At 55.1% G+C, this 25,363-nt stretch carries 20 protein-coding genes and 1 tRNA gene; 17 read left to right on the plus strand and 4 right to left on the minus strand.

Going from position 1 to position 25,363, the window contains the following annotated elements; translation table 11 throughout:
- Positions 1 to 38: 38 nt before the first annotated feature.
- The 17 genes from A7V84_RS15020 to pseI all read left to right on the plus strand — a co-directional run bounded on the left by A7V84_RS15020 (position 39) and on the right by pseI (position 19,695).
- Positions 39 to 1,085 (plus strand): methionine ABC transporter ATP-binding protein, encoded by a 1,047-nt coding sequence (locus A7V84_RS15020; protein ID WP_063491527.1) that lies wholly within the window; start codon positions 39 to 41, stop codon positions 1,083 to 1,085.
- A complete protein-coding gene (locus tag A7V84_RS15025; protein ID WP_025517151.1) occupies positions 1,082 to 1,735 on the plus strand; it encodes a methionine ABC transporter permease in 654 nt (217 codons plus the stop codon). Before A7V84_RS15020 ends, A7V84_RS15025 begins: the two co-directional genes overlap by 4 nt.
- A 43-nt stretch (positions 1,736 to 1,778) precedes the next feature.
- Positions 1,779 to 2,573 (plus strand): MetQ/NlpA family ABC transporter substrate-binding protein, encoded by a 795-nt coding sequence (locus A7V84_RS15030; protein WP_025517149.1) that lies wholly within the window; start codon positions 1,779 to 1,781, stop codon positions 2,571 to 2,573.
- 79 nt (positions 2,574 to 2,652) lie between these two features.
- A tRNA-Lys gene (locus A7V84_RS15035) sits at positions 2,653 to 2,728 on the plus strand.
- A gap of 635 nt (positions 2,729 to 3,363) precedes the next feature.
- Positions 3,364 to 4,158 (plus strand): SDR family NAD(P)-dependent oxidoreductase, encoded by a 795-nt coding sequence (locus tag A7V84_RS15040; protein ID WP_063491526.1) that lies wholly within the window; start codon positions 3,364 to 3,366, stop codon positions 4,156 to 4,158.
- Entirely contained in the window at positions 4,148 to 5,740 is a 1,593-nt protein-coding gene (locus tag A7V84_RS15045; RefSeq protein ID WP_082832931.1) for an LTA synthase family protein, read from the plus strand. Before A7V84_RS15040 ends, A7V84_RS15045 begins: the two co-directional genes overlap by 11 nt.
- A 75-nt stretch (positions 5,741 to 5,815) precedes the next feature.
- A complete protein-coding gene (locus A7V84_RS15050) occupies positions 5,816 to 6,919 on the plus strand; it encodes an ABC transporter permease (RefSeq protein ID WP_063491525.1) in 1,104 nt (367 codons plus the stop codon).
- 130 nt (positions 6,920 to 7,049) lie between these two features.
- On the plus strand, positions 7,050 to 8,045 hold the full coding sequence (locus A7V84_RS15055) for a polysaccharide biosynthesis/export family protein (protein ID WP_231940156.1): 996 nt from the start codon (positions 7,050 to 7,052) through the stop codon (positions 8,043 to 8,045).
- A gap of 3 nt (positions 8,046 to 8,048) precedes the next feature.
- Positions 8,049 to 8,834 (plus strand): ABC transporter permease, encoded by a 786-nt coding sequence (locus A7V84_RS15060; RefSeq protein ID WP_063491523.1) that lies wholly within the window; start codon positions 8,049 to 8,051, stop codon positions 8,832 to 8,834.
- Positions 8,831 to 9,490 carry an ABC transporter ATP-binding protein gene (locus A7V84_RS15065; protein WP_063491522.1) on the plus strand — a complete coding sequence of 220 codons (660 nt, stop codon included), beginning with the start codon at positions 8,831 to 8,833 and terminating at the stop codon, positions 9,488 to 9,490. Before A7V84_RS15060 ends, A7V84_RS15065 begins: the two co-directional genes overlap by 4 nt.
- Positions 9,491 to 9,547: 57 nt before the next feature.
- Positions 9,548 to 13,045, plus strand: a complete 3,498-nt coding sequence (locus tag A7V84_RS20800; RefSeq protein WP_147297402.1) for a capsular polysaccharide export protein, LipB/KpsS family — start codon at positions 9,548 to 9,550, stop codon at positions 13,043 to 13,045.
- 69 nt (positions 13,046 to 13,114) lie between these two features.
- Complete coding sequence (locus tag A7V84_RS20805) at positions 13,115 to 14,170, plus strand: polysaccharide pyruvyl transferase family protein (RefSeq protein WP_082832929.1); 1,056 nt, start codon at positions 13,115 to 13,117, stop codon at positions 14,168 to 14,170.
- 13 nt (positions 14,171 to 14,183) lie between these two features.
- Entirely contained in the window at positions 14,184 to 15,182 is a 999-nt protein-coding gene (gene pseB / locus A7V84_RS15070; RefSeq protein ID WP_063491521.1) for a UDP-N-acetylglucosamine 4,6-dehydratase (inverting), read from the plus strand.
- A 1-nt stretch (position 15,183) separates the two neighbouring features.
- The gene (gene pseC / locus A7V84_RS15075; RefSeq protein ID WP_063491520.1) at positions 15,184 to 16,344 is read left to right on the plus strand and encodes a UDP-4-amino-4,6-dideoxy-N-acetyl-beta-L-altrosamine transaminase; all 1,161 of its coding nucleotides are present in this window, start codon (positions 15,184 to 15,186) and stop codon (positions 16,342 to 16,344) included.
- Positions 16,341 to 17,033, plus strand: coding sequence for a pseudaminic acid cytidylyltransferase (gene pseF / locus A7V84_RS15080; protein ID WP_063491519.1), 693 nt, complete (start codon positions 16,341 to 16,343; stop codon positions 17,031 to 17,033). The genes pseC and pseF overlap by 4 nt, the downstream gene beginning before the upstream one ends.
- Complete coding sequence (gene pseG / locus A7V84_RS20810) at positions 17,030 to 18,628, plus strand: UDP-2,4-diacetamido-2,4,6-trideoxy-beta-L-altropyranose hydrolase (RefSeq protein ID WP_231940154.1); 1,599 nt, start codon at positions 17,030 to 17,032, stop codon at positions 18,626 to 18,628. Before pseF ends, pseG begins: the two co-directional genes overlap by 4 nt.
- A gap of 11 nt (positions 18,629 to 18,639) precedes the next feature.
- Positions 18,640 to 19,695, plus strand: a complete 1,056-nt coding sequence (pseI, locus tag A7V84_RS15090) for a pseudaminic acid synthase (RefSeq protein ID WP_063491517.1) — start codon at positions 18,640 to 18,642, stop codon at positions 19,693 to 19,695.
- 64 nt (positions 19,696 to 19,759) lie between these two features.
- On the opposite strand, the gene A7V84_RS15095 is transcribed toward pseI, so the two are convergent.
- Genes A7V84_RS15095 through A7V84_RS15110 form a run of 4 tightly spaced genes read right to left on the minus strand, consistent with a single transcriptional unit; the run spans position 19,760 to position 25,353 of the window.
- Complete coding sequence (locus tag A7V84_RS15095; protein WP_063491516.1) at positions 19,760 to 21,040, minus strand: capsule biosynthesis protein; 1,281 nt, start codon at positions 21,038 to 21,040, stop codon at positions 19,760 to 19,762.
- Entirely contained in the window at positions 21,037 to 23,097 is a 2,061-nt protein-coding gene (locus A7V84_RS15100) for a capsular polysaccharide biosynthesis protein (protein WP_231940143.1), read from the minus strand. Before A7V84_RS15100 ends, A7V84_RS15095 begins: the two co-directional genes overlap by 4 nt.
- 41 nt (positions 23,098 to 23,138) lie before the next feature.
- Positions 23,139 to 23,990, minus strand: coding sequence for a 3-deoxy-8-phosphooctulonate synthase (kdsA, locus tag A7V84_RS15105; protein ID WP_025517118.1), 852 nt, complete (start codon positions 23,988 to 23,990; stop codon positions 23,139 to 23,141).
- A 19-nt stretch (positions 23,991 to 24,009) separates the two neighbouring features.
- Entirely contained in the window at positions 24,010 to 25,353 is a 1,344-nt protein-coding gene (locus A7V84_RS15110; protein WP_025517117.1) for an aminotransferase class I/II-fold pyridoxal phosphate-dependent enzyme, read from the minus strand.
- Between the last annotated feature and the right edge of the window lie 10 nt (positions 25,354 to 25,363).

The following is a 25,363-nucleotide window of genomic DNA, read 5'->3' on the forward strand; positions in this document are numbered from 1 at the left end:
GTTCTCTTGAGAATGGCGGCAATACAAAATCACACGCCATGATTCATATACAAAATCTATCCAAGACCTACGCCACGCCACATGGCCGCTTCGAGGCCTTGCGGGGCATCGACCTGCAGATCGAGCAGGGCGAGGTCTTCGGCATCATTGGACCCAGCGGCGCAGGCAAGAGCACGCTGGTCCAGTGCATCAACCTGCTCGAGCGCCCGGACCAGGGCAGCATCCGCATCGGCGACCAGGTTCTGACCGGCCTGTCGGAGGCCCAGCTGCGCGGCCAGCGCCGCCGCATCGGCATGGTTTTCCAGGGGTTCAACCTGCTGTCGCGCCGCACGGTCTATGGCAACGTGGCGCTGCCGCTGGAGATCGCCGGCGTGGCGAGCCAGGACATCCCGGCGAAGGTCGAGCGTTTGCTCGCGCTGGTGGGCCTGGAGCATCTGCGCGATCGCTACCCCAGCCAGATTTCCGGGGGGCAGAAGCAGCGCGTGGGGATCGCGCGGGCGCTGGCCAACGACCCGGACGTGCTGCTCAGCGACGAGGCGACTTCGGCCCTGGATCCCGAGACCACGCACAACATCCTCGGGCTGCTGCGCGACATTAACCGCAAAACCGGCGTCACCGTGGTCATGATCACCCACCAGATGGAAGTGGTGCGCGAGATCTGCGATCGCGTCGCCGTGCTATCGCATGGGCAGGTGGTGGAGGTGGGGCGTACCCAGGATGTGTTCGCCTCGCCGCAGCATGACGTGACACGCGCCATGGTGTCGGCGGCGACGGCCTCGGAGCTGTCGGAAGGCACGCTGGCCGCGGTGCGCGAGCGCATCGCCGGGCTGAGTCGCAGCCATCCCGAGCGGGTGGTGCGCCTGTGGCGCCTGTCGCTGACCGGCAAGGACGCCGGCGGCTCCCTGATTTCCGACCTGGCGCGCGAGCATGCGCTGGACATCAGCCTGATCCAGGCGCGCGTGGATGACATCCAGGGCGTCGCGGTGGGCACGGTATTCGTACTGGCGCAAGGCGCGGCATCGGCCGTGCAGCAGGCGCTGGCCGTCCTGGCCCGGGACAACATCAACGTGGAAGAATGCGCATGAGCCCGCAAATGATTGACCTGCTCTGGACCTCGCTGCTCGAGACATTGGCGATGGTGGGCGTGGCGGGCGGCATCGCCGTCATCATCGGCATCCCGCTGGGGGTCATCCTCATTGTGACCGCGCGCGGCGCCATGCTGCAGAACCTGGCCGTCAACCATGTGCTGGGGGTGATCATCAACGCCACCCGGTCGGTGCCATTCGTCATCCTGATGGTGGCCATCATCCCGTTCACCCGCTGGGTCGCCCAGACCTCCATCGGTACGGCCGCGGCCATCGTGCCGCTGTCGGTCGCTGCGATTCCGTTCATGGCGCGCATCGCCGAGAATGCCATGCGTGAGGTGGATCCCGGCCTGATCACGGCGGCACGCGCCATGGGCGCCAGCCCGCTGCAGATCATCTGCAAGGTGCTGCTGCCCGAAGCCCTGCCGGGCCTGGTGGCCGCGACCATCGTCACCATCGTCAGCCTGATCGGCTATTCCGCCATGGCCGGCGCGATCGGCGGCGGCGGTCTGGGTGATCTGGGCATTCGTTATGGCTATCAGCGCTTTCTGCCTGAAGTGATGCTGGCGGTGGTGCTGGTGCTGATCGCGCTGGTGCAGGCCGTCCAGAGTCTGGGCGACTGGCTGGTGCGCCGCATGTCGCATCGTTGATTCATCCCTGTCTGTTCTGCACCCGTATTCCGGAGCCCCTCGCATGAGTATCCCGTTTCTGAAATCCCTGGCCGCTTTCGCACTGGGCGCCGCCCTGATCCAGCCTGCGCTGGCGCAGGAGCGCCCGCTCAAGATCGGCGTGACCGCAGGCCCCCACGCTCAGATCCTGGAAGTCGTCAGAGCCGAGGCGGCCAAGCAGGGGCTGCCGCTGCAGATCATCGAGTTCACCGACTACGTGCAGCCCAATGTGGCGCTGGCCTCGGGCGACCTGGACGCCAACAGCTATCAGCATCAGCCTTATCTGGACAACGCCAACGCGGATCGCAACTACGGCCTGGTCAGCGTGGCCAAGACGGTGATCTTCCCTATCGGTATCTACAGCAAGAAGGTCAAGACGCTGGATGCGCTGCCCGAAGGCGCGCGTATCGGCATCCCCAACGACCCGACCAATGGCGGGCGGGCGCTGTTGCTGTTGCAAGAGCAGGGCCTGATCAAATTGCGTCCCGAGGCCGGATTGAAGGCCACGCCTATCGACGTGATCGAGAACCCGCGCAAGCTGCGTTTCATCGAGCTGGACGCCGCCCAGTTGCCGCGTTCGCTGGATGACACCGACGCCTCGGCAGTCAATACCAACTTCGCCCTGGAGGCGGGCCTGGATCCGGCACGCGATGCGATTGCCCAGGAGGCCGCTGACTCGCCCTATGCCAATGTGCTGGTCGTGCGCGGCGCGGATCGGGACAACCCGCGCATCAAGGCCCTGATCGACGCCTATCACAGCCAGGCGGTCAAGCAGTTCATCCTGGACAAGTACAAGGGCGCCATTCTTGCAGCCTGGTAGGGCCCGCAGGGGGCTGCCGGCAAGCCAAGATTTGTTTTGACAAACCAGTAGAATTCGGCCATAATCTTTTGCTTCGGTCGGGTCGTTAGCTCAGTCGGTAGAGCAGCGGACTTTTAATCCGTTGGTCGCGCGTTCGAGTCGCGCACGACCCACCAACCGTATTCCGGTCAAGCCTGTGAGGCTTGCCACAAGTTTGTGACACAGAAAATACTGCAGCGCACAAACCGTCTTTCGTTGTAAGCAATTTCAAACGCCGCCTCTTACCCAGGCGGCGTTTTTGCTTTTGGCCGGGCTTTGCGTCAGGACCGGGGCAGGGGATTGTGCAATTGCAACAAATCAATTTCGACCAGGGGGCATCCCCATATTTGGGGGAGACGGTCGGATAGGGGAGTTGGGATAATACGCGTTGTATATCAGACGAATATCGCTTTGTGATACTTGCTTGGGGCTGATTTTTCTGCCGTCAGGGAAGAGGGTGTTCGGGTTTCATCTTGTTGCAAACTATAAAACTTGTATATGACTGCCCTGAGTGCTGCATTACAATCCACGATCTACAGCTAACTGGCCTATAACTCAATAAGAAAAATATGGTTTTATAGGGAAAATGACTGTATTTCATCTCCGACCATTCCCCGTCATTACCGTGTCCAAGATAGGAAATTTCCCCATCAAATTCAGCCAGTTCGCGCGGTGCGGCGGTGTGTCGCTGGTGTGCGGGCGGGGGACTGGGGGTGGTCAAGCGTTTTCTGGCCTGTTCCGCCAAGGCGTGAGTAACTGACGAGAGACGGCCATGAGCAATTCGCATGGTACGCAGCGGGATGTTCCTGCGTGCGTACTTATCACCGGCGCCACCGGCGGCATAGGGGCCGCCCTGGCGCGCGAGTATGCGCAGGCCGGCACGCCTACCTTGATTCTGCAGGGTCGCGATGAGCCTCGCTTGCGGGCCGTCGCAGCCGATTGCGCAGGGCTGGGCGCGCGCGTGCTGACGCAGCGGCTGGATGTGCGTGACCTGGATGCCTTGACGCAGTGGCTGCAGGCAATCTGCAGGCAAGAAGCGCCGGATCTGGTGATTGCCAACGCGGGCGTCAATATCAATATCGGCCCGGACAGTGCGGGAGAGCCCTGGGACGATGTGCTGCGTCTGCTGGACGTCAATGTGCGCGCGGTGTTTGCGACGGTGCATGGCGTCTTGCCCGGCATGCGCGAGCGGGGCCATGGCCAGATTGCGCTGGTCAGCTCGCTGGCTGCCTGGCGCGGGTTGCCGGAGACGCCCAGTTACAGCGCCAGCAAGGCGGCCGTGAAGGCGTATGGGGAAGCCATGCGCGATAACCTGGCCGCACAAGGCGTGCGCGTCAACGTGATCATGCCTGGCTACGTCGAGTCGCAGATGTGCTTCGACATGCCCGGCCCCAAACCCTTTCTCTGGAGCGCGGACAAGGCCGCCCGTGTGATCCGGCGCGGCTTGCGTGCCAACAAGGCGCGCATCAGCTTTCCCTTCCCCTTGAATCTGGGGACTTTCCTGCTGTCCATCATTCATCCCGCCGTATCGGGCTGGATCCTGCGCAGGATGGGCTATGGCGCTTGAGGCGTTCTGGCTTCCTCTGTTGCCTGCCTATCTGATCGGCCTGCTAGCCAGCTGGGCGCTGGAAGCGTTGCTCCTGCCGCGCCCGCAAGCGCCGTGGCGGCGCGGCGCAGCAGCCAATCTGACCCATGTAGGCGTGTGGACGCTGGCCTTCGCCCTGGAGATGGCGCTGTTTCAGCGACCGTACTTTGCGATCGCCAATGTGCTGGCCATCGAACTGTTGCTGGTGCTCGTCAGCCGGGCCAAGTACGAAGCCCTGCAGGAGCCCTTTGTCTACCCTGATTTTGAATACTTTACCGATGCCATCAAGCATCCGCGCCTGTACTTGCCGTTCTTTGGCTGGGGTAAGGCGCTGGTTTGCGCGGGGGGGTATGGTGTGGCGTTGTGGGGTGGGCTGGTGTTGGAGTCTGCAGTCACTGCGCTGCCGGGTGGGCCGGATGGCGCACTGTTATTCAGCTGCCTGGCCTTGCTCGCGCTGGCCGGCCTGGCCTGCAGCGTAATAGGGGGGAGGCGGCTGCATGCGACGTTCGACGCGGATCAGGATTTGCGGCGGCTGGGCTTTGTGGCCGCGCTGTGGGTCTATGCCAACGCCGAACGGGCGCCCCTGGATGCATTGCTGCAGCAAGCTCCCTTTGCCGGTTTGCATGTGCCGACTGTGCCAGGCGATCAGTTGCCGGATCTGATCAGTATCCAGAGTGAGTCCTTCTTTGATGTCCGGAGTGCTTACGGCATTGTCCGGGAGGACGTTCTGGAAGGATTCGATACCCTGTGCAACGAGGCCGTGGCGCACGGCGCATTGCATGTCGCGGCACGCGGCGCCAATACGGTGCGTACGGAGTTTGCCTTTCTGTCAGGCATCGACCCCGAGAAACTAGGCGTGCATCGCTATAACCCTTATCGCCGACTGGCAGGCCGGGGCGTGCCTACGCTGGCTTCGCATCTGCGAAAGCTCGGTTATCGTACGGTTTGTATCCATCCCTATTTCGCTAGCTTTTACCGTCGCGATAAGGTCCTGCCTAAATTAGGCTTTGATGAATTCATCGACCTACGGGCTTTCGGGCAGGCGGAGAAGGTAGGAGCCTATGTCGGCGATAAGGCCTTGGCTGAGTATGTGATTCGTATGTTGTCCGTACGCAGCGACCCACGTCCTTTGTACGTGCATGTCATCACCATGGAGAACCATGGGCCGTTGCATCTGGAAGCGGTGGCGGCGGAGGCTGTCAACGATGTATTGACGGGACCAATGCCGGCGGGTTGTGCAGATCTGGTTGCCTATGCCCGCCATATTCGTAACGCCGACGCTATGTTTGACATGCTGCGCAAGCACCTGAGCGGGAACGCTCGACCTGCGAGTCTTTGTATTTTTGGTGATCACGTCCCCGTCATGCCCAAGGTGTACAGAACCTTGGGTGATGTGCCAGGGAATTCGCATTATGTTATTTGGCGCAATGATGCTCAGAAGAGCGGCGATTCCATGGACATGTCCATAGCAAGACTGGCTCAGGAATTTGTGGCATCACTGTTTTCTGGTGTAAGCGTGAGCGGTTGTGTTGTAAAACAGGAATGCAACCATCCGCGTTTGTAAATTGAATTAGATAAAGCCTTAGGCAATATTTTAATACGAACTCCGATAAACAAATAAAATGGCTCGGCTGCATTGATGCGTTTGAATATATTTAAAAATAAAGGATTGGCAGTCCTATTTATAGCGCTGCCCATGCTGCTTGCTGTCATCTATTACTCATTCTTTTCCCTTGATAGGTACGTAAGCTCTGCGCAGGTTGCTGTTCGCCAGGTCGGGAATAATGATGCGCCTCAAATGCCAGGGTTGGCCGTCATGCTGTCGGGATTGAATCCGACGTCCAGGGAAGAGACTCTGTATCTTCGGGAGTTCCTTGCATCACAGGACATGCTAAATGTTCTGCAGGATAAACTGAAATGGTCTGAGCATTACGCCAATCACTGGAGAGACCCGTTATTCTTTCTGTTCGATGATGCGCCACGCGAAGATCTTCTGAAGTATTACCAGCGGGTAGTGACAACTTACTTCGATGAGCAGACCGGGCTTCTGAGTATTAATGTCGAGGCATTTTCTCCTGAGTTCGCAGAGCAAACGCTCGAGGTTATGCTGCGCGAAAGTGAACGGTTTGTAAACGAGCTGTCTCACAAGATGGCGCGTGAACAGATGGCGTTTGCCAAAGGCGAGTTAGCAAACGCTCGTAAAGTTTACGAGGATCGTAGGGCTGACCTTTTGGCTTTCCAGAGCAACAATCATCTGTTAGATGCTGAGGCAGCAGCGAAAGCCAGGGCGGACGTGATCAGCGAGCTAGAGGCTCAATTAACTAAAGAGCGGACGACGTTAAAGAGCTTATTGTCGACTCTTAACTCTGATACCCCTCAAGTAAGACAGCAACGCAATCGTATTCAGGCCCTAGAGCATCAGTTGCGGGCTGAAACCCGTCGCTTGGTTTCCGAGAAAGACGGTGAGAAGCTGAATGTGGTTGCCTCGCAGTATAGAAACTTGACCATTGATGCTGCGATTGCAGAAGAGGCGTATAAGTTTGCAGTTAGTTCGGTTGAATCTGCAAGAATAGAGGCTAGCAAGAAATTACGTAGTCTGGTTACGGTAGTCTCACCGAATAAACCCGATAAGGCTATTTATCCAGCCAAGCTATATAACCTGTTTACATTGTTGGTTGTTTTGTGCCTGATATATGGCATTGCGCGGTTCGTTATCGCAGCAATTGAAGACCATCGTGATTAAATGATTGGCATACCTAAAAATGACCCGTTATCCATTTCGTCGCACAGCGCATACCTTCATACTGGCTCTGCCGATTATTTTATCAGGGTGTGGGAGTCTTCTTTCCTCCGCAGGGCCGTCGCGAAGTTCAGTGCTAGATAGTAGTAATCAAGATAAATACCAGCTAATAGACATTAGTGCGGAAACAATCGTTCCCTATATGCGTCCTCAGAGCCTCGGCTCGACGACAAATATAGCGCTTCCTACTGTGCCGGAAATACGTTTGATTTCTGGTGACGTTATGCGGGTGATGATTGCCGATCTTGGATCGGAAGGGGCTATTTTTGCGCCTCTATCGTCAGGAGGATCCGTTTTTGAAAATATCCGGGTGGATAGCGCCGGTGAAATATCCGTTCCTTATGTGGGGACAACTAAGGTAGCAGGAAAAACGCCTGGTCAAGTTGAAAAGATCATTCGTCAGAGGCTGAAAGGGATAACCACCGATCCTCAGGTTCAGGTCAGTTTGACAGGAGATATATCCGGTTCGGTGCTTGTCGCTGGCGCTGTAAAAAAACCGGGTAGATTTTCTGCTTTGGAAGGCCCGCTCACGTTGCTTGATGCAGTGACTAGAGCTGGCGGACCGGATCTGGAACCGCACTTAATTAAGGTGACTGTCCGTACCGGCAAGGAATCTTACGTTTTTAATTACGAAGATCTTTTGGGTGGGAAGAACCAAATGGTCCCTCCCGGATCGGAAATAGTTCTCGAACGAGCCCGTAAGCGGTTTGTGGCAATGGGTGCTGTTGGAGATCCAGGGTTACACGATCTACCTTCTAACAACCCTAGCTTGCTTGAGGTGTTGGGGAGTGTCAAAGGTCTAAATGACGCAAGAGCTGATGCTTCCGGGGTTTTCATTTTTAGAGTTTCTGAGAGTAAAAAAGATCCGGATGCAGATGTAGTTCAGGAAGCGAAAGTTTTCAGGTTAAACATGAAGGATCCTGCAGCCATTTTTCTTGCGCGACGTTTTTTGATTGAACCCGAAGACGCCATCTATGTGACCAATGCGGCCGTTTATGAATGGCAGAAAATCATTAGTCCAATCGTGCAAGTGCTGATTTTGGGCCGCACTGTTAACAGCGGTCTTTGATCAATGAAAAAAAGGCCGCCGCTGACTATTGCATGTGCTGTCGTATTTGCGCTAGTCCTGCGTGAAATTCGCACTCGCTTTGGTTCGAGAAGGATGGGCGCGTTTTGGATGATATTTGAACCGATAGCGCACATTGCATTCATGATGTTTGTTGTTACGGTGCTGAGGGGTAGGCACGTGACGGGAATGCCCTATCCTATATATTTACTTACTGGGATAGTTCCATTCTTTTTGATGCGCAACATTGCGATGAAATTGATGGATGCGCCGAGCGCTAATAAATCACTATTTGCATATCCGAATATCCGCCCATTCAATACCTTCGTGGCTCGCCTTATTGTTGAGCTGTCTCTTACGGCGTGCGTGTATACGTTATTGCTAATAATTATGGGCGTTTGGTTCGGATATGACGTTCTGACAAATTCGCCGCTCGAATGGTTTTTCGTTTTAGTTATTGGTGTCGTTTTTTCGTTCGGCCTTGGAATAATACTCTGTATTGTGGGTGAGAAATTCCCGAATTCGAAAACGTTTATGCGTCTCGCATTTATGTTGCTGTACGTGGTTTCGGGGGTTATTTTCCCTTTATGGAGACTGCCACAAGAGTTTCTGCCGTGGATATTGTGGAATCCATATACACACATCATTGACAATCTGCGGTCCACATTCTTTGCTCATTATCCAAGCATAGAGGGAATAAGTTATAGCTATCCAGCTATCGCCGCAGTTGTTGTTCTTTTTATTGGTTTGGCTTTGTATCGCGTATATCAAAGGGACTTGTTAGCGATATGATAGAACTGCGGAATGTCACGAAATCGTATGTGCATCATAAAGGAGGCCGCCGGGTCATCTTTCGTGATCTGTCATTCGTCGTTCCGGCAGGGCGGAATATAGCTCTTATCGGGAAAAACGGTGCAGGAAAATCAACGTTGATGCGGCTTTTAGGCGGGCTTGATGTTCCTGATCGTGGAGAAATAATTACCGATAAAACAATCTCATGGCCTGTTGGGCTATCCGGGGGCTTCCAAGGCTCTTTAACCGGAAGAGAAAACGTCAAATTTATCTCCAGAGTGCAGGGAATGGTTGGTGAAGATATGCGCCGAGTAGTTCGTTCGGTGCAAGATTTTGCCGAAATTGGAGAGTATTTTGATTTGCCCGTTAAAACCTATTCTTCTGGCATGAGAGGAAGGGTAGCTTTCGGATTAAGCCTAGCTTTTGAGTTTGATTATTACTTAGTTGATGAGGCGATGTCCGTTGGTGATGCTCATTTTAGAGATAAAGCTGTAAAGGCGTTCAAAGATAGAGTAGGGCGCTCGAACATCATTCTTGTCACTCATGGTATGGGACAGGTGAGAAAGATGTGTGATTTTGTTCTTCTCCTTCGAGATGGGAAGGTCCATCCTTATGAAGATGTTGAAGAAGGAATTGCTGCTTATCAAAAAGAATGATATTTCGATTTTTTATTAAAAACGATCGAATAAATTTAAATACAGTTGGGCAAAAAATTGAGAAAGAACGGCGCGATCATCAATGGTTTTCTTGGGTTGTTTAGAAAAGAATCCCCTAGAAAAGAAATAAATAGAAATTTCTCAATCCGGGACAAATTCTTCTCTAGAAAAAAGAAAGGGAACGATTTAACTTACCCCTGCAAGGTAATCGACCCGTACTTGATCTTCGGGGAGGAAATGCCTAAATGTAAATTTTCTCTTGTTGGAGATAACTGGCTTAACACCAACTCTTCGAAGCCTGTCGCTATCTTGTGGGGATTTAATGATTGGAAATGGGGTTTTATAAGTGATTACTTGCAGGAATATAGAATCGCATTTGCCCCTCGCAAAATCCTACCGTGGCGCGCGTTCAGTGCAATGCGATCTTTCCCCTTGCGATCAGATGTGTTTATCGTGTGGGGTTACACCGAATCCAGCTGGCTTCGTTTAATTGCAAAGATCTCAAAATCAAAAATATATCGGATGGAAGACGGTTTTCTCAGGTCATCGAATCTGGGGGCCGCTCACACGACACCTTATTCTCTGATTTTAGACTCCGGCGGACTTCATTATGATTCGGAAGGTGATTCCGATGTGGAGCGGATTCTAAATAAAAAAAGTTTCTCCTCAGATGATTTAGTTAAGGCTGCTGAATGTTTGCGCTTTCTTCGTGGTTTGGGTTTATCAAAATATAACCCTCCTACCTCCCTTGATGCGCCCACGCCAGGAATTAAGACTAGGCGTAGAATTGCTGTCTTGGGGCAAGTAGATAATGACATGTCAGTTCGGCTTGGAAATCCAGATGGATGGAGTATGGTCGATATGATAAAACTTGCTAAGCTTGAACATCCTGATGCTGAGATTCTTTATCGTCCACATCCAGAAGTATATCTGGGCTACCAGCGCTCCAAATTTAAAAGTCGCAGAATCAAGAACGTATGTACGGTCGTATCTCCTGATAGCTCTTTAATAGATTTCCTTGAAAGTGTAGATCATGTCTACACGTTAACGTCGCTTTCAGGCTTCGAAGCCCTGCTGCGTGGAGTTTCTGTAACCGTTTTAGGAACTCCCTTTTATGCTGGTTGGGGCCTGACCGATGATCGAGTAAAACTTCCTCACCGTAAAGTTGAGCTAAGTATTGAAGAAATTTTCGCAGGGGCATACCTGAAGTATCCGAGGTATCTTGCTGACTTGAGTCGTCCGGATATTGGATTTAAAGCTGCTGCGCTTCGGATAACTGCAGATAGGATGATAAATGGATCTGAGTTGGCAAAGGCGTCTTTGAAGGACACCAGTCAGCTTCGCTTGATCGCTAAGTCGGATTTTTGGCCAAAGATTCTATTTTCAAATCCGGGAGTTGTGCCTGCTAGCTTGGAATCGCTAATTCCATCTATGGATATGGCCCGATTCCTTAATAATGCTCCCGGGCCCTTGTTGCAGTATTCCCTTCTTCTTGCGGTTTGTGGAAAGATAACGAATTCATCTGTGCGTGATGCGTTTCTTAATAAAGTGAGAAACTATATCGACCCGCAAATATATAACAAGGTCGTTCTCCTTCTGCATGAGCATGCTTCTGGTACCTATGTGCACAAGCAGATGTCTTGGTTGTTGCTGGAATCTGACGAGTATCAGTCCGCAGCAGAGTTGCTAAAAGAGGCTTTGCGCTCAGAGAGGTCGAAGCCGAAAGATGAACAATTTGACGTCGAGGAAGCGGCTACAACAACTCAAGAGCATGCGCTGAGTCCAGATCAACAACAGCTATTACGGAATCTCTACGATGTCTACTATTCGGAGAGGAATTTTGACCAGGCGATTTTGATTGCGGGCATCCTCTTGGTTGCAGGCTGTGCGGATTATGCATTGTTGCTTTCCCTGGCACGTTTGGCTGAATTGAAGTTCGATTTACGCTCTGCTTACGGTTTGGCAGATGTTTGCATGCAGATTGATCCGTTCGCCATGCGGAGTGCCGCTTTAAATATTAAAAATAAAACTTTAGAGCTGAACCAATTAGATGCCGATGCGGATATTTCATACATGTCAGAAATGGCTCTTTTTTCTGCTCTAAAGCCAGATCAGATAGAAGCCGTATTGCTGCTATTAAAGAAATATAAAAACCATATTGAAATTGATGGTCTGGATGAAATATTTCTGAGAACTATATATCTGGATAATGATATCAGTTCTGATAAGGCGCTAGCATATAAGGCTATTGGTGATAATTCGCGCGCTATAGAGGTTATGGAGTCAGTTATAGCGTCTGGGAACAACTCTGATTCTGCTATCCTTTACTACTCTCAATGTTTGTCGTTTGCAAATGAGGTAGATCGCGCGCTTTCTATCGTTTTGCCGTACCTTGAAAAACGGGATAGTAAAATTCTGTATGACGAAGCTATTCGTCTTCTTATTATTAGTGGTGACTTCGAGCGAGCCTATCGGTTGATTAAGAGGGCTGAGTTAAAGAAGATTCCTGTTTCTGATATGTTGCGTACTAAAACATTATTTGGAAGCAGGAAGGTCAAGGAGGCTCATCGTGTATACACTGAAATTCCGTTTAGGAAATTGTTTTATTCTTATTACAAGGATAAATATTTTAATGTAGATGAGCCTGATAAGCATGGCGATAGTTTGCTCGGGCTGGCTATTTACGGGCCGGGTGATGAAATTAGATTTTCTTCGATATACAATCGTCTCCCGAGCATTTTGCCGCATCCCTCTTATAAAGTAAGTTGTGATCCTAGGCTATTTGATATTTTCACTAGATCCTTCCCTAAGATTGAATTCCAGCCAGTAGCACGCCGTAGATTTCATGAGATTGTTGATTTTGAACAATATAGCTTAGTCCCCGGATCGGATTTGATAGGTGCTCTTGATAATAATGGAGTGAAAGCGCTGAATGATGCTGATCAGGTGATGCTGATCACGGATCTTCTGCATGTTTGTTTGCCGGACTACGACAGTTTTGAACGGGAGCCTTATTTGTTTGTCGACCAGGCTATCGTGTCACGCTTCAAGGAAGAGCTCCCGGCTGGACAACCCTTAGTTGGATTGAGCTGGCGTAGCAGTTTGACTACTCACTCGCGGAACTCTCATTATTTGTCGATCGAAGAGCTGGATTCTATTTTTCAGATTGAAGGAATTCAATTTGTCAATTTTCAGTATGACGAATGCTCAGATGAACTGGCTTGGGTCGAGGAGCGTTATCCAGGAAAGTTGTTGAATATAGCAAGTGTCGATCATTACAATGATTTCGATTCAGTTGCTGCGCTTATGAAATGTATGGATCTCATCATCGCGCCCGCGACAACTGTTGTAGAGCTGTCCGGAGCATTAGGATGTCCAACGTGGCTGCTCTCGAATTCTGCAGAATTGCATTGGCGGAGAATAAATGAGAATGGCGATGATGCTTGGCATGAGAATACTAAGCATATAGAGGGCTCGGTTCTGGGTGATAAGTCTACTTTAGTAGAGAAACTCCACTCTGAGTTGAAGAGGTTTTCTTTGGCTAATAGAGGTTGATGTGGCCGGAAGGGCCCTCTGGCTCACGTAGAGGGTCCGAGTTCCAAATCTGGGCTGATAAGAGGATTTATGAAAGACATACTTCTGACAACTTTTCCTGCTCATCGGTCCGGGAACGTTGGGGACCAGCTCATTACATTTTCGTTATTGAAAATGTTTCGATCTCGTTTTCCTGCCTATGATCCTATTATCCGGTTTCGTGAAGAAAGCTTGGACGATATCGATCCTGAAGCGATAAAAAGTATTGTTGCGCCAGGATTTTCTGTTGTCGATGGGACTTATCCGAACTTATTTTCTTTGTATTCAGATGTCCGTAGGTTGAGAAATTTTTTTCCTATCGGCTGTTCTTTTCAAGGTATCCGCCCGGATGAGTCGACCTTCGCTGGGCATCAATACTCGTCTGAGACAAAAGAGTTTTTGTCGTCTGTTGTGGAGAATATTGGTCCGTTGATGTGTCGTGATGAGTTGATCGTCAAAATGCTGTTAGGAAACGGAATAGCTGCCGAATACTTCGGTGATTTGGCTATATATGACGAGGAGAAAGTTGGGTCAGAGTTTATTGCGCCAAATTCTATATCGTCTCTCGTTTTTACTATTCAGCATCACGATAAATACGATGAACAATCCTTTTCCGTGTTGCAGATGCTTTCGAAAAAATTTGCGAATGCAACGCGTTACGTGGCATATCATAGCCGACCAAATCGTCGTTCAAAGAAAGTTGCTGAGTTTGCAGTGAGCTTAGGGTTCATACCGAAAGAGCTTTCTGGTGATGTTAATAATCTGTCCTTCTATGATGATATCGATCTTCATGTCGGATATCGGTTGCACGGGCACATTTATTTTCTGCGGCGCAGAAAGCCGTCCGTTCTTCTTGTAGAGGATGCACGTTCATTTGGCTTTTCTCGGACCCGCGGGACGTCATATGGTTGCTTAGATGTTATGGATGTTGAGTTGGATGAGGTAGGCAAGACAACGGCTGAAGAAATTGAGGTTTTTCTTGATCGACAGATTTCAACTCGGTTTTCTGAATATCAAGAGGTTTTTGATTTTATAGACAGTAAATATAAGGGGGTCGTGGCTCCCTATATTGATATGTTTGCAAGAAAATATTTGGTTTCGTATTAATAGGAATAAAGCGATGTTGCAAGATAAAACTATCCTCGTTACTGGTGGCACTGGCTCCTTCGGTAATACTTTTGTGCCCATGACGCTGGCCAAGTACAACCCGAAGAAAATCATCATTTTGTCGCGCGACGAGATGAAGCAGTGGGACATGGCGAAGAAGTTCCACAATGATCCGCGTGTGCGTTTCTTCATCGGTGACGTGCGCGACCGCGAGCGTCTGTACCGTGCGCTGGATGGTGTTGATTATGTTGTGCACGCGGCTGCCACCAAGATCGTGCCGACCGCCGAATACAACCCGTTTGAATGCGTCAAGACCAACGTTGACGGCGCAATGAATCTGATCGATGCGTGCATCGACAAGGGCGTAAAGCGTGTGGTGGCGCTGTCGACCGACAAGGCCAGCAGTCCTATCAACCTGTACGGTGCTACCAAGCTGGCTTCTGACAAGTTGTTCGTGGCCGGTAACGCCTATTCGGGTGAGCACGGCACCCGTTTTGCTGTGGTCCGGTACGGCAATGTGATGGGCTCGCGCGGTTCGGTCATTCCCTTCTTCATGTCTATTCGCGAAAAGGGTGTTCTGCCGATCACAGATCCGCGTATGACCCGCTTCATGATTTCGCTGGAGCAGGGTGTGGAATTGGTGTGGCACGCATTCGAGGACATGATCGGCGGCGAAATCTACGTCAAGAAGATTCCGTCGATGAAGGTGACCGACCTGGCCCGCGTGCTTGCCCCGGAGGCCAAGCAGGAAGTGGTTGGCATTCGCCCGGGCGAGAAGCTGCATGAGCAGATGATCGGCGCCGAAGATTCGTTCCACACCTACGAATACCCGGAGCACTACAAGATTCTGCCCGCTATCAATGGTTGGTCCGAGTCGCCGGAGCGTATTAAGGATGGCAAGCGAGTCGCAGAGGGCTTCGTCTATGCCAGCGACAACAACACTGAGTGGATGACGGATGCCCAATTGGGTGAATGGATTGACATCAACCGCGAAAAGATCGGGAGCATCTGACATGATTCCGTACGGCCGGCAAGAGATCACGCAAGCGGATATTGATGCGGTTGTCGAGGTTCTGAAGTCGGATTTCCTGACGCAGGGTCCGAAGGTTCCCCAGTTTGAACAGAGTGTTGCGCAGCACGTGGGCGCCAAGCACGCTTTCGCGGTCAGTAGTGCGACGTCTGCGCTGCATATCGCCTGCCTGGCCCTGGGCCTCGGTCCGGGGGATATTCTGTGGACGACGCCGATCACGTTTGTGGCTTCCGCTAATTGTGGCTTGTATTGTGGTGCCGATGTCGACTTCGTCGATATCGATCCGCAGACCTATAACATGAGCGTGGAGGCACTGCAGGCCAAGCTTGAAGTGGCAGAGCGCGAAGGGAAGCTTCCCAAGGTCGTCGTGCCGGTGCACCTGTGCGGTCAGCCTTGCGACATGGAGGCGATCCACGCGCTGGGTCAGAAGTATGGCTTCAAGATCATTGAGGACGCTTCGCACGCGATCGGTGGTAAGTACAAGGGCGAGTTCGTTGGCAGTTGCCGTTACAGCGACATCACGGTATTCAGTTTCCATCCCGTGAAGATCATCACCACTGCGGAGGGAGGCATGGCGCTGACCAATGATCCGGCCGTAGCGGATGCGTTGGCGCTACTGCGCAGTCACGGGATTACCCGTGATCCGGCATTGATGACGCATGAGCCGGACGGCGGCTGGTATTACCAGCAGATCGGCCTGGGTTTCAATTACCGTATGACCGAACTGCAGGCTGCATTGGGTGTCAGTCAGATGCGGCGCCTGGATGATTACGTGGCCTCGCGCCACCGTTTAGCCAAGCGCTACGATCAGTTGCTGAAAGCCTTGCCTGTCGTGACGCCATGGCAGCATGCCGACGGTTATTCCGGACTGCATCTGTATGTCATCCGCTTGCGTCTGCAGGAGATCGGTCGCAGCCATCGCGAAGTATTTGATTCGTTGCGTGAGCAGGGTATCGGCGTGAATCTGCACTATATCCCGGTCCATACTCAGCCCTATTACCAAGGCCTGGGTTTCAAGCCGGGGCAGTTCCCCGAGGCGGAGCGCTATTACGCCGAGGCCATCAGCCTGCCTATGTTCCATGCCATGCAGGATGAGCAGCAGGATGCGGTGGTGGCTGCCTTGCGCAAGGCGGTACTCGCGTGAGGCTGGCCGTCATTCCCGCTCGTGGTGGGAGCAAGCGGATACCGCGCAAGAATGTCCGTGAATTTTGCGGGCGTCCTATGCTGGCCTGGTCCGTCCAGGCAGCATTGGAAAGCGGTTGCTTCGACGAGGTCATCGTATCCACCGATGACCCGGAGATCGCCGAGGTGGCGAAGCGCTGCGGCGCTTCGCTGCCGTTCATGCGCCCGGCGGAGCTCTCAGATGATCATACTGGCACCATCCCGGTGATTCGGCATGCGACGCAATGGTTCCTGGACCGGGGCCGTACTCCACAGCAGGTTTGCTGCCTCTATGCGACGGCTCCGTTCGTGCAGGCCGAGGATTTGCGGCGCGGCCAGGCCATCCTTCAGGAAAGCGACTCCGACTATGCCTTTTCCGTGACCAGCTACGGCTTTCCGATACAGCGCGCCTTGCGTTTGCATGAGAACGGCCGTGTCGAGATGTTCCAGCCCGATAACTTCCAGCGGCGCTCCCAGGATCTGGAAGAAGCCTTCCATGATGCAGGGCAGTTCTATTGGGGGAAAGCGTCGGCCTGGCTGGATGGCCGTGTGATCTTCAGTCCGGCATCGGCTGCAGTGCTTCTGCCGCGGCATCGGGTGCAAGATATAGACACTCCTGAGGACTGGGAGCGGGCCGAGTGGCTATTTAAGGCGATGAGGAACGGTCTATGAGCTTGCGGGTGGTCTTTCGAGCAGATGCGTCACGGCAGATCGGAACCGGTCATGTGATGCGTTGCCTGACTCTGGCGCGTCGCTTGCGTGCCAATGGCGCCCAGTGCCGCTTTGTCTGCCGGGAGCATGAAGGCCACCTGGTCGAGTTCATCCGGGCCGAAGGCTTCCTGGTGCACCCCCTGGTCGGTACGACGCGCAAGGCCCCCGAAGGCGGCCTTGCTCATGCCGCCTGGCTGGGTGTGTCGCAGGTGGAAGATGCGCGTCAGACCCGCGAGGCGCTGGGAGAAGATATCCCTGATTGGTTGGTGGTCGACCATTATGGTCTGGATGCGCGCTGGGAGGCGTTGATTCCGGCGCGCGCCAAGCTGGTCATCGATGATCTAGCGGATCGGACACACCAGTGTGATCTGCTGCTAGACCAGACACTGGGGCGTGCCGCTGCCGACTATCAGGATCTGGTCCCGCCCGGGTGCCGGGTGCTGGCGGGTAGCTCTTATGCTCTGTTGCGCCCGGAATTCGCAGAAATGCGGGAAGCCTCTTTGCAGCGGCGTGCAGGTGCGGAATTGCGCCAGATCCTGGTGACCATGGGCGGCGTAGATCAGTTCAACGTGACGGAGACCGTGCTGGACGTGCTGGATGCGTGTCCGGCATTGGAGCCGGGTTGTCGCATCAGTGTCGTAATGGGCAGCACGGCTCAGTGGCTTGACGCCGTACGGGCGCGGGCCGCTGTGATGCGCTTGCCGACGGAGGTCGCTGTTGGCGTGTCTGACATGGCGGCCCGAATGGCAGCGAGTGATCTAGCGATCGGTGCAGCAGGAAGCACTTCTTGGGAGCGTTGCTGCCTGGGTCTGCCGACCGCGATGGTGGTGCTGGCTGACAATCAGGTTCCGAGTGCCAGCGCCCTGAGAGAAGCCGGAGCAGCGCGTCTGGTTGGCGGCCCTGCAGACGTCGGCGAGCAATTGCCTGGCGTGCTGGCCGCTTTCAGCAACAGCGAAGTTCTGAGGCAGGCGGTACAGGCGGCAAGCGAAGTGTGCGATGGGCAGGGCGTCCAGCGGCTGGTGAGTTTGATGGAGGCATTTTTGACGCAAGAGCGAAATGGGGATCGCGTGCGCCGCATGCGCGAGGATGATCTGGCGTTGGTGCTGAGCTGGCGTAATCATCCGGAAATCCGCAAGTACATGTATACGACGCATGAAATCGGGCTGGCCGAGCATACGGCTTGGTTCTCCCATGCTTCGCAGAACCCGGCCAAGCATTTGCTGATTTTTGAAGCCGACGGTGTTCCTGCCGGCTTCTCCAACCTGAGTGTTCAGGCCAGTGGAGGCGTTGCCGACTGGGGTTTCTATATTGCCCCCGATGCTCCAAGAGGAATGGGGCGCAGGTTAGGAAAGGCCGTGCTGGACTATGCATTCGGCCCGGCGGCCTTGCACAAGGTGGCAGGGCAGGCGCTGGCGTTCAACGAGCGTTCGATCAAATTCCACGAGGGGTTGGGTTTTGTGCGCGAAGGTGTGCTGCGTGATCAGCACTTCGATGGAGAACGCTATCATTCGATAGTAGCCTTTGGCATGCTCAGGCATGAGTGGCATTCTTTGTGAGTAGAGAAATTATGAGCATTCCCCGGATCACCATCGCCGGTCGGCGCATTTCCCAGGAAGATTCTCCGTACGTGATTGCTGAGGTTTCTGCAAACCATAACGGAAAGCTGGAAGTGGCCTTGCAGTTGATCGATGAGGCCAAGAAAGCGGGCGCTGACGCCGTCAAACTGCAGACGTATACGGCCGATACCATTACGCTGAATGCTGATAGCGAAGATTTTCAGATTCGCGGCGGCCTGTGGGATGGAAAGACGCTTTATCAGCTGTACAAGGAAGCCCAGATGCCCTGGGAGTGGCATGAGCCCTTGTTCGCCCATGCTCGCAAGATCGGTATCCCGATTTTCAGTTCTCCGTTTGATCGCAGCGCGGTCGACTTGCTGGAGCGCCTTGACGCGCCAGCATACAAAATTGCATCTTTCGAGGCGGTTGATCTGCCGTTGATCAGGTATGTGGCGAGCAAAGGCAAGCCGATGATCATCTCCACAGGGATGGCAGATGACGAGGAAATTCAGGAGGCTATCGATGCCGCACGTTCCGGCGGGTGCAAGGAACTCGCGATTTTGCACTGTGTAAGCGGCTATCCGGCGCCGGCGCATGATTACAACCTGCGCACCGTGCCTGATATGATCGAGCGCTTCGGCCTGGTTACGGGGCTTTCTGATCACACGCTGGATAACACCACGGCGGTCACCAGTGTGGCGCTGGGTGCGTCGGTCATCGAGAAGCACTTTACGCTGGATCGCAGTGGCGGCGGTCCGGACGACAGTTTCTCGCTCGAGCCGGCTGATCTGGCGGATCTGTGTCGCAGTTGCCATACAGCCTGGGCTGCGCTGGGCAAGGTGGACTACGGGCGCAAGTCGAGCGAGCAGGGTAATGCCCAGTTCCGACGTTCGCTTTACTTCGTCAAGCCGCTCAAGGCGGGTGAGATCATCACCGAGAGCGCAATCCGCTCTGTGCGCCCGGGGTTCGGGCTGGCGCCTAAGCATTGGGATGCAGTGATCGGCAAGCGTGTGGGCCGCGATGTCGCTGCCAACACCCCGGTGCGCGCTGACGATATGCTGGACTGATAGGACGGGCCGAGAGGATCTCTTGGCCGGATGTAAAAAGCTGCCTGGATCTCCAGGCAGTTTTTTATTGTGCGCTGCGCTCGTTGAGCGTTCCTGACTGGTATATAGGGCGTGGCATTTCTTGAGCCCGGGAGCGCGAGACTAGCAAGCGAGGCAGGCTATTTGTGACCGCAAGTTCGATGCCGTGCCGATTGTAAAAACCGCCATTGATCTGGGCGTGGTAGATGACCACGTCACGGAAGTCACGCACCAGACTGCCTTTGGGTTTGCGTCCATGTTCCCAGAATGCATCCAGACCATTCTGGAATGTCAGACCAGGCATGTTGTAGAGCGCGGTGCCCAAGGCAATAGTAGGTTTGCCGTGGATCAGGGAGGAGCCACCGACGGTACTGTTGACGGTGACTACGCCTTGTGCGGCGCTCAGTAGGGCAGGCAGTTTGCCTCCCTCGAGATAAAACACGCGGTGGCTGATGCCCAGCTCGCGCGCACGCCGTTTTAGGATCTTGGCGTAGTTGATGAGGCCAGGATCCAGGGGGTGGATCTTGACCGCCAGGCGAGTGCCTTGCGGAGCATGGACGGCAAAGGAATCGAGAGTGAAGCGCATGGCGTCGGCCATGCTGACGAACGGAGAGTGATGAACGATCTGGGCGTCGCTGTTCAACTGCAACGGCAGTAGATAGAACGGATGGTTCGAGGCCTCTTCAAGAAGTTTGGCTTCGATGCTGCGCACTTGACGGGTCAGCAGCTGGAGTCGCATCCCGCGTTTAGCGTACCCTAGATATTCTGTCAGGGGGCTGTAGGGGACGTGGCTTTTTACTCCGCGGTGAAGCAGAGGATTTAGGCCGGCCCAAAAATTGTAGCCTACGTCGTAGGCAGCGCGCTTCCAGAAGGGCGCGGAAAAGCCAGCCCCTCCGCCAGCTCGTGGTAAACGGCGGGCTTCTTCATGAAACCAAACGGGGTCACGAGGGAGGCGGGAATGGCCGTTGACGCCGTCTTTCTCCAGAGTGATCCAGTGAGGGCGGAAATAGCCCTCTTCGTACACGTGCACGCGTATGCCATGTTGCCGCGCTACTTCGATTGCGGGCCTATGTACTGGCCTGCAATCGCCAAACAGCACGATGTCGGTAATTCCATAGGCGCTGTATTGACGCTGATAGAAGTCGGCGAGACCAGCCATCGGCCCCCGGTACGATGAGGCTTCACCGAGGCGCCAGTAAACACGGTCGCCCACGGTGAAATTCACTTTGCGCACCCGATGGCCCAGGTCGCGCAATGCCTGTGCCAATTGCGGGAAAAAGGGCGAGCAGACACCTTGCAGGAAAAGGAAGCGCTGCTGTCCGCTCATCGTCGCACCATAAATTCGCCCCGAACCCAAAGGCTGGCCTTCAGAAACAGGCGTTCAAGATAGGATTTCTGCACTCGACTCAACCGATTTTCTGCTAGCAGCCGGTCACGCTGCCGGATGATCTGGTCCAAAGCTGCTTCGCATGAGGTGAACCCGCCTAAGGTCCAGTCCCAATATGTGGGGTAGAGCAAGAGGGTTCCTGCCACTAATTCATCCAGCGTTAGCGTACGCGTGCGCCGCTGCGCTGCTATTTTGTCCTCTGTTAGGCCCCACCCGGCATAAAAAGGAAGGCCATACGTAACGACGTGTTTCCCCCTGAGCAGGCCTTCGAACCCTGTGAGCGATGTCATCGTGTGGATTTCGTCACTTGCCGCGACGCAGCTCACGATGGAGATCTGCGTTTCGATGTGGTCCGCATACCGAAGCGCTTCGCGGCCATGCAGCCGTCCACGGCGATTACGAACCAATACTTCAGGATGGGGCTTGTAAACGATGAAAGCATCCGGACGAGCTTCGCGCACTGCTTGCAATAGTGCGAGGTTGTCGTGCAGTTCAGGGCCGCATCCGAGTCGTATGGAGGCATCATCCTCCACCTGCCCGGGGACCAGCACCACCGTCCGTTTGTCTGGAGCCCAGGATGGGGCGTCGTTGGGCTCGATATTGTATTTGGTTACTTGATTTCGCGTTATTAATTCTCGTACGAATTGGGCGCGCTCGCATTCTTCCTGGCTGAAACGATGAGTGTTCAGCAAGGTTTCCAGGCCGCTGGGCCGGCTTGCATCAAAGTAAATCCCAACTTCGTCCAAGACCAGCGATTGCGGAGCAACGAAGTCCGACCCCAGCCCGACAGAGCGCACAAAGCCATCTTCCATGTGTACCAGCCGTGCTTTGCTGTCGTGCGCCAGCATCTCGACGTCGACATGGGCCGGCGAACTCCAGACGCAGAGTCGGTCGGCTGCCGTGGGCCGCAGAGCGGCAGCGGCAGCGGCGTTTGCCACGAAATAGGTGCGCGATGTATCCCGCCCCAGAAACGGCGTCAGAAGCCTGGCTTTCCAGTGGCGTATGCCGATGGCGATACTGCGGCCGGTTTGCTGGCGCTGCATATCGCGCTGATGGGCCAGCCAATGGATCACATCGAAAATATTGCCCTTCTGGTGGGTATAAGGGTTCAGGTAGCGGGTGTAGTGGAGGTACGCGGCGGCAAATAGTTCGTCGACGTTGCGCTGGCGTTGGCGGCGAGACAAGGGCTGGCGGTCATCGGTGACACCCCAGCCGGCATACCAGGGAGAGCCGAAACAGGTTACCGGTTTGCCCTGGAGCAGGGCTTCGAAACCCAGCTGAGAGGTCACCACATAAACATGATCCATGTGTTCCAGCAGGCTGTGGGCGGAGACGGCCTCTCTGATCAGTATCGTTCGCTCATCGGCTTGCAGATGCTGGAAATAGCCCCGCTTGCGCCCATGGGTGACTTCGGGATGAGTCTTGATATAGAGCGTGGCATCCGGATGTTCCGCGCGGGCGGTCCGAAGCATGGTTTGGAACGTTTCCGCCGAGGCGTTGCCGTAGAGGATGCCGGCATCATTGCGGGTCTGGTCAACGATCAGGACACGTTTTCCGGACGCCAGAGGTGGCGGGCTATCGGGCGCAGCATTGTACTTCCCCAGGCGGTGTTCCTGTATCAGTGCCCGGGCGCGTGCAGTATCGGCGCCCGGGCCGCTGAGCAGGTCGCGTTCCGATGCGAGCATCTCTTCCAGTAGGGAAGGTCGGCTGGCATCGTAATAGATACCTTGGGTATCGATCACCAAAGAGAGCGTAGGCTGGCCTGGGCCGCTGCCGAAAGATCGCAGGAATCCATCTTCAAGGGCAATGAATGGCAAGCCTGCCCTGTCAGCGGTTTTTCTGGGCCGGCGGGTGGTCGAGCGCATGCCCCAGCCGATGATCGCACGCACATTTTTTCTACGAATGTCTCCCGCAAAGCGCAGATGCTCGACAGGCTCGCCCAGTAACGTAGCGAGCCCCGGCAAGCGTGAGAGTTTGCGGGAAAACGTTCCTAACACAGTGGTTTCCTCAGGCCGGATACGCAAGGTGGGGTTGGCAGCTAGTTGATCAACAGCGGCGCAAAGGACTTGACCAGGTCGTCAACGGCTTTGACTTGGGCCAGATACGGCTCGAGCTGGTCCAGCGGCAGGGCGCTGGGCCCGTCGCACAGGGCCTTGGCGGGGTCGGGGTGGGCTTCCAGGAACAGGCCAGCCAAGCCCAGCGCCATGGCCGAGCGGGCCAGCTGGGCGCTTTGCTGGCGACGTCCGCCCGAGGCGGCGCCGCCCGGGTCGCGTTGCTGCAGGGCGTGGGTGACGTCGAAGATCACCGGCAGATCGCCGGTGCTTTTCTTCATGACGTCGAAGCCCAGCATGTCGACCACCAGATTGTCGTAGCCGAAGCAGGTGCCGCGATCGCACAGGATCAGGCGCTCGTTGCCGGCTTCGCGGAATTTCTCCACGATGTGCGACATCTGCGAGGGGCTCAGGAACTGGGGCTTCTTGATGTTGATGACCTTGCCGGTCTTGGCCAGGGCCGACACCAGGTCGGTCTGGCGGGCCAGGAAGGCCGGCAGTTGCAGCACGTCGACCGTCTGCGCGACGATCGGCGCTTGCCAGGGCTCGTGCACGTCGGTGATGACCGGTACGCCGAACTCCTGTTTCACCTTTTCGAAGATGCGCATGCCTTCTTCGATGCCGGGGCCGCGGTAGGAGTGGATCGAGGAGCGGTTGGCCTTGTCGAAGCTGGCCTTGAACACATAGGGAATGCCCAGCTTCTGCGTGACGCGCACATACTCGGCGCAGGCGCGCAGCGCCAGGTCTTCCGATTCGAGGACATTGATGCCGCCAAACAGCACGAAGGGCAGGTCATTGCCGCAGCTGATGGTGTCCGTGATGGAGATGTTCTGAGTCATGGCAGTGTCGGAGGCGATGCTATAGCAGGCGTTGCAGCACATCGATGGTGTGGTCGATCTGTGCTTCGGTATGGGTGCAGGAGATGAAGAAGCGCAGGCGCGCCGCTTTCTCCGGGACGGCCGGGTACAGAATGGGCTGCACGTTGATGCCCTGCTCGAACAGTTTCGCCGACAGGCGCGTCGCCTTCAGCGAGCTGCCCACGATGGCAGGCACGACGGCCAGGCCCGTGCTGGTGCCGGTGTCGATGCCGGCGGCCTGGGCGCGTTCCAGGAAATACCGGCCGCGCGCCTGCAGGGCTTGTACCCGTTGCGGCTCTTCCAGCATGCGCTCGAGCGCGGCCAGCGAGGCCGCCGCCACTGGCGGCGGCATGCCTACGCTGTACAGAAAACCGGGCGCGAGGAACTTCAGGTGTTCGACCAGGGCGCTTTCTCCGGCAATGTAGCCGCCGCAGCCGGCCAGCGTTTTGCTCAGCGTGCCCATCCAGATGTCCACGTCGCTGCCATCCAGGCCGAAGTGTTCGCGGATGCCCAGGCCGGTGGCGCCCATCACGCCCAATGAGTGCGCTTCGTCGACCATCAGGAAGCAGCGATGGCGCCGCTTGATTTCCACGAAATGCGGCAGATCCGGGTAGTCGCCGTCCATGCTGTAGATGCCTTCGAGCACGATCAGCACGCGCTCGAACTGATGGCGCTGTTCGTCGAGGATATTGTCCAGCGTGCTCCAGTCGTTGTGCGGGAAGGGCAGGCGGCGCGCGCCGGAAAGCTGCACGCCCTGCAGGATGCTGTTGTGGATCAGTTCATCGTGCAGGATGAGGTCGCGCGGTCCGAACAGGTGGCCGATGGTGGAGACGTTGGTGGCGTGGCCGCTGACGAAGGTGATGGCGTCGTCCACGCCGTACAGCTTTGCCAGGCCTTCTTCGAGCTGGCGGTGGATGGGGCGCTCGCCCGAGACCAGACGGCTGGCCGATACCGACGTGCCATAGCGGTCGATGGCATCCTTGGCGGCCTGTACGACTTTCGGGTCGCCGGACATGCCGAGGTAGTTGTAGCTGGAGTAGTTGATGTAGGGCTTGCCGTCGATGCGGGTGCGATCGGTGGCCGTGCCTTCATGCAGCTTGAAAAACGGATTTTGCAGGCCGAGCTTGGCCGCGCCGTCGTTGAGAATGCGCAGCTGCTGGTAGCTGGGATGCAGGTGGAAGCGGTAGAAGGCCTCCGGAATGGCATTGCGGCTGCCGGACGGGCGCATCGGCGCGGCCGCTTCGGGCGGCTGGACGGCAGCCTGGCGCAGCTTGCGTTCCAGGGCTTGCTGGATGAGCTTGTCTTTCAGGCCGGCAGCCAGGCCGGGAAGTTTCGATTTCGTCACGTTGCTTGCC

It is taken from the genome of Bordetella trematum (assembly GCF_900078335.1).
GTDB classification, from domain to species: Bacteria; Pseudomonadota; Gammaproteobacteria; order Burkholderiales; family Burkholderiaceae_B; genus Bordetella; species Bordetella trematum.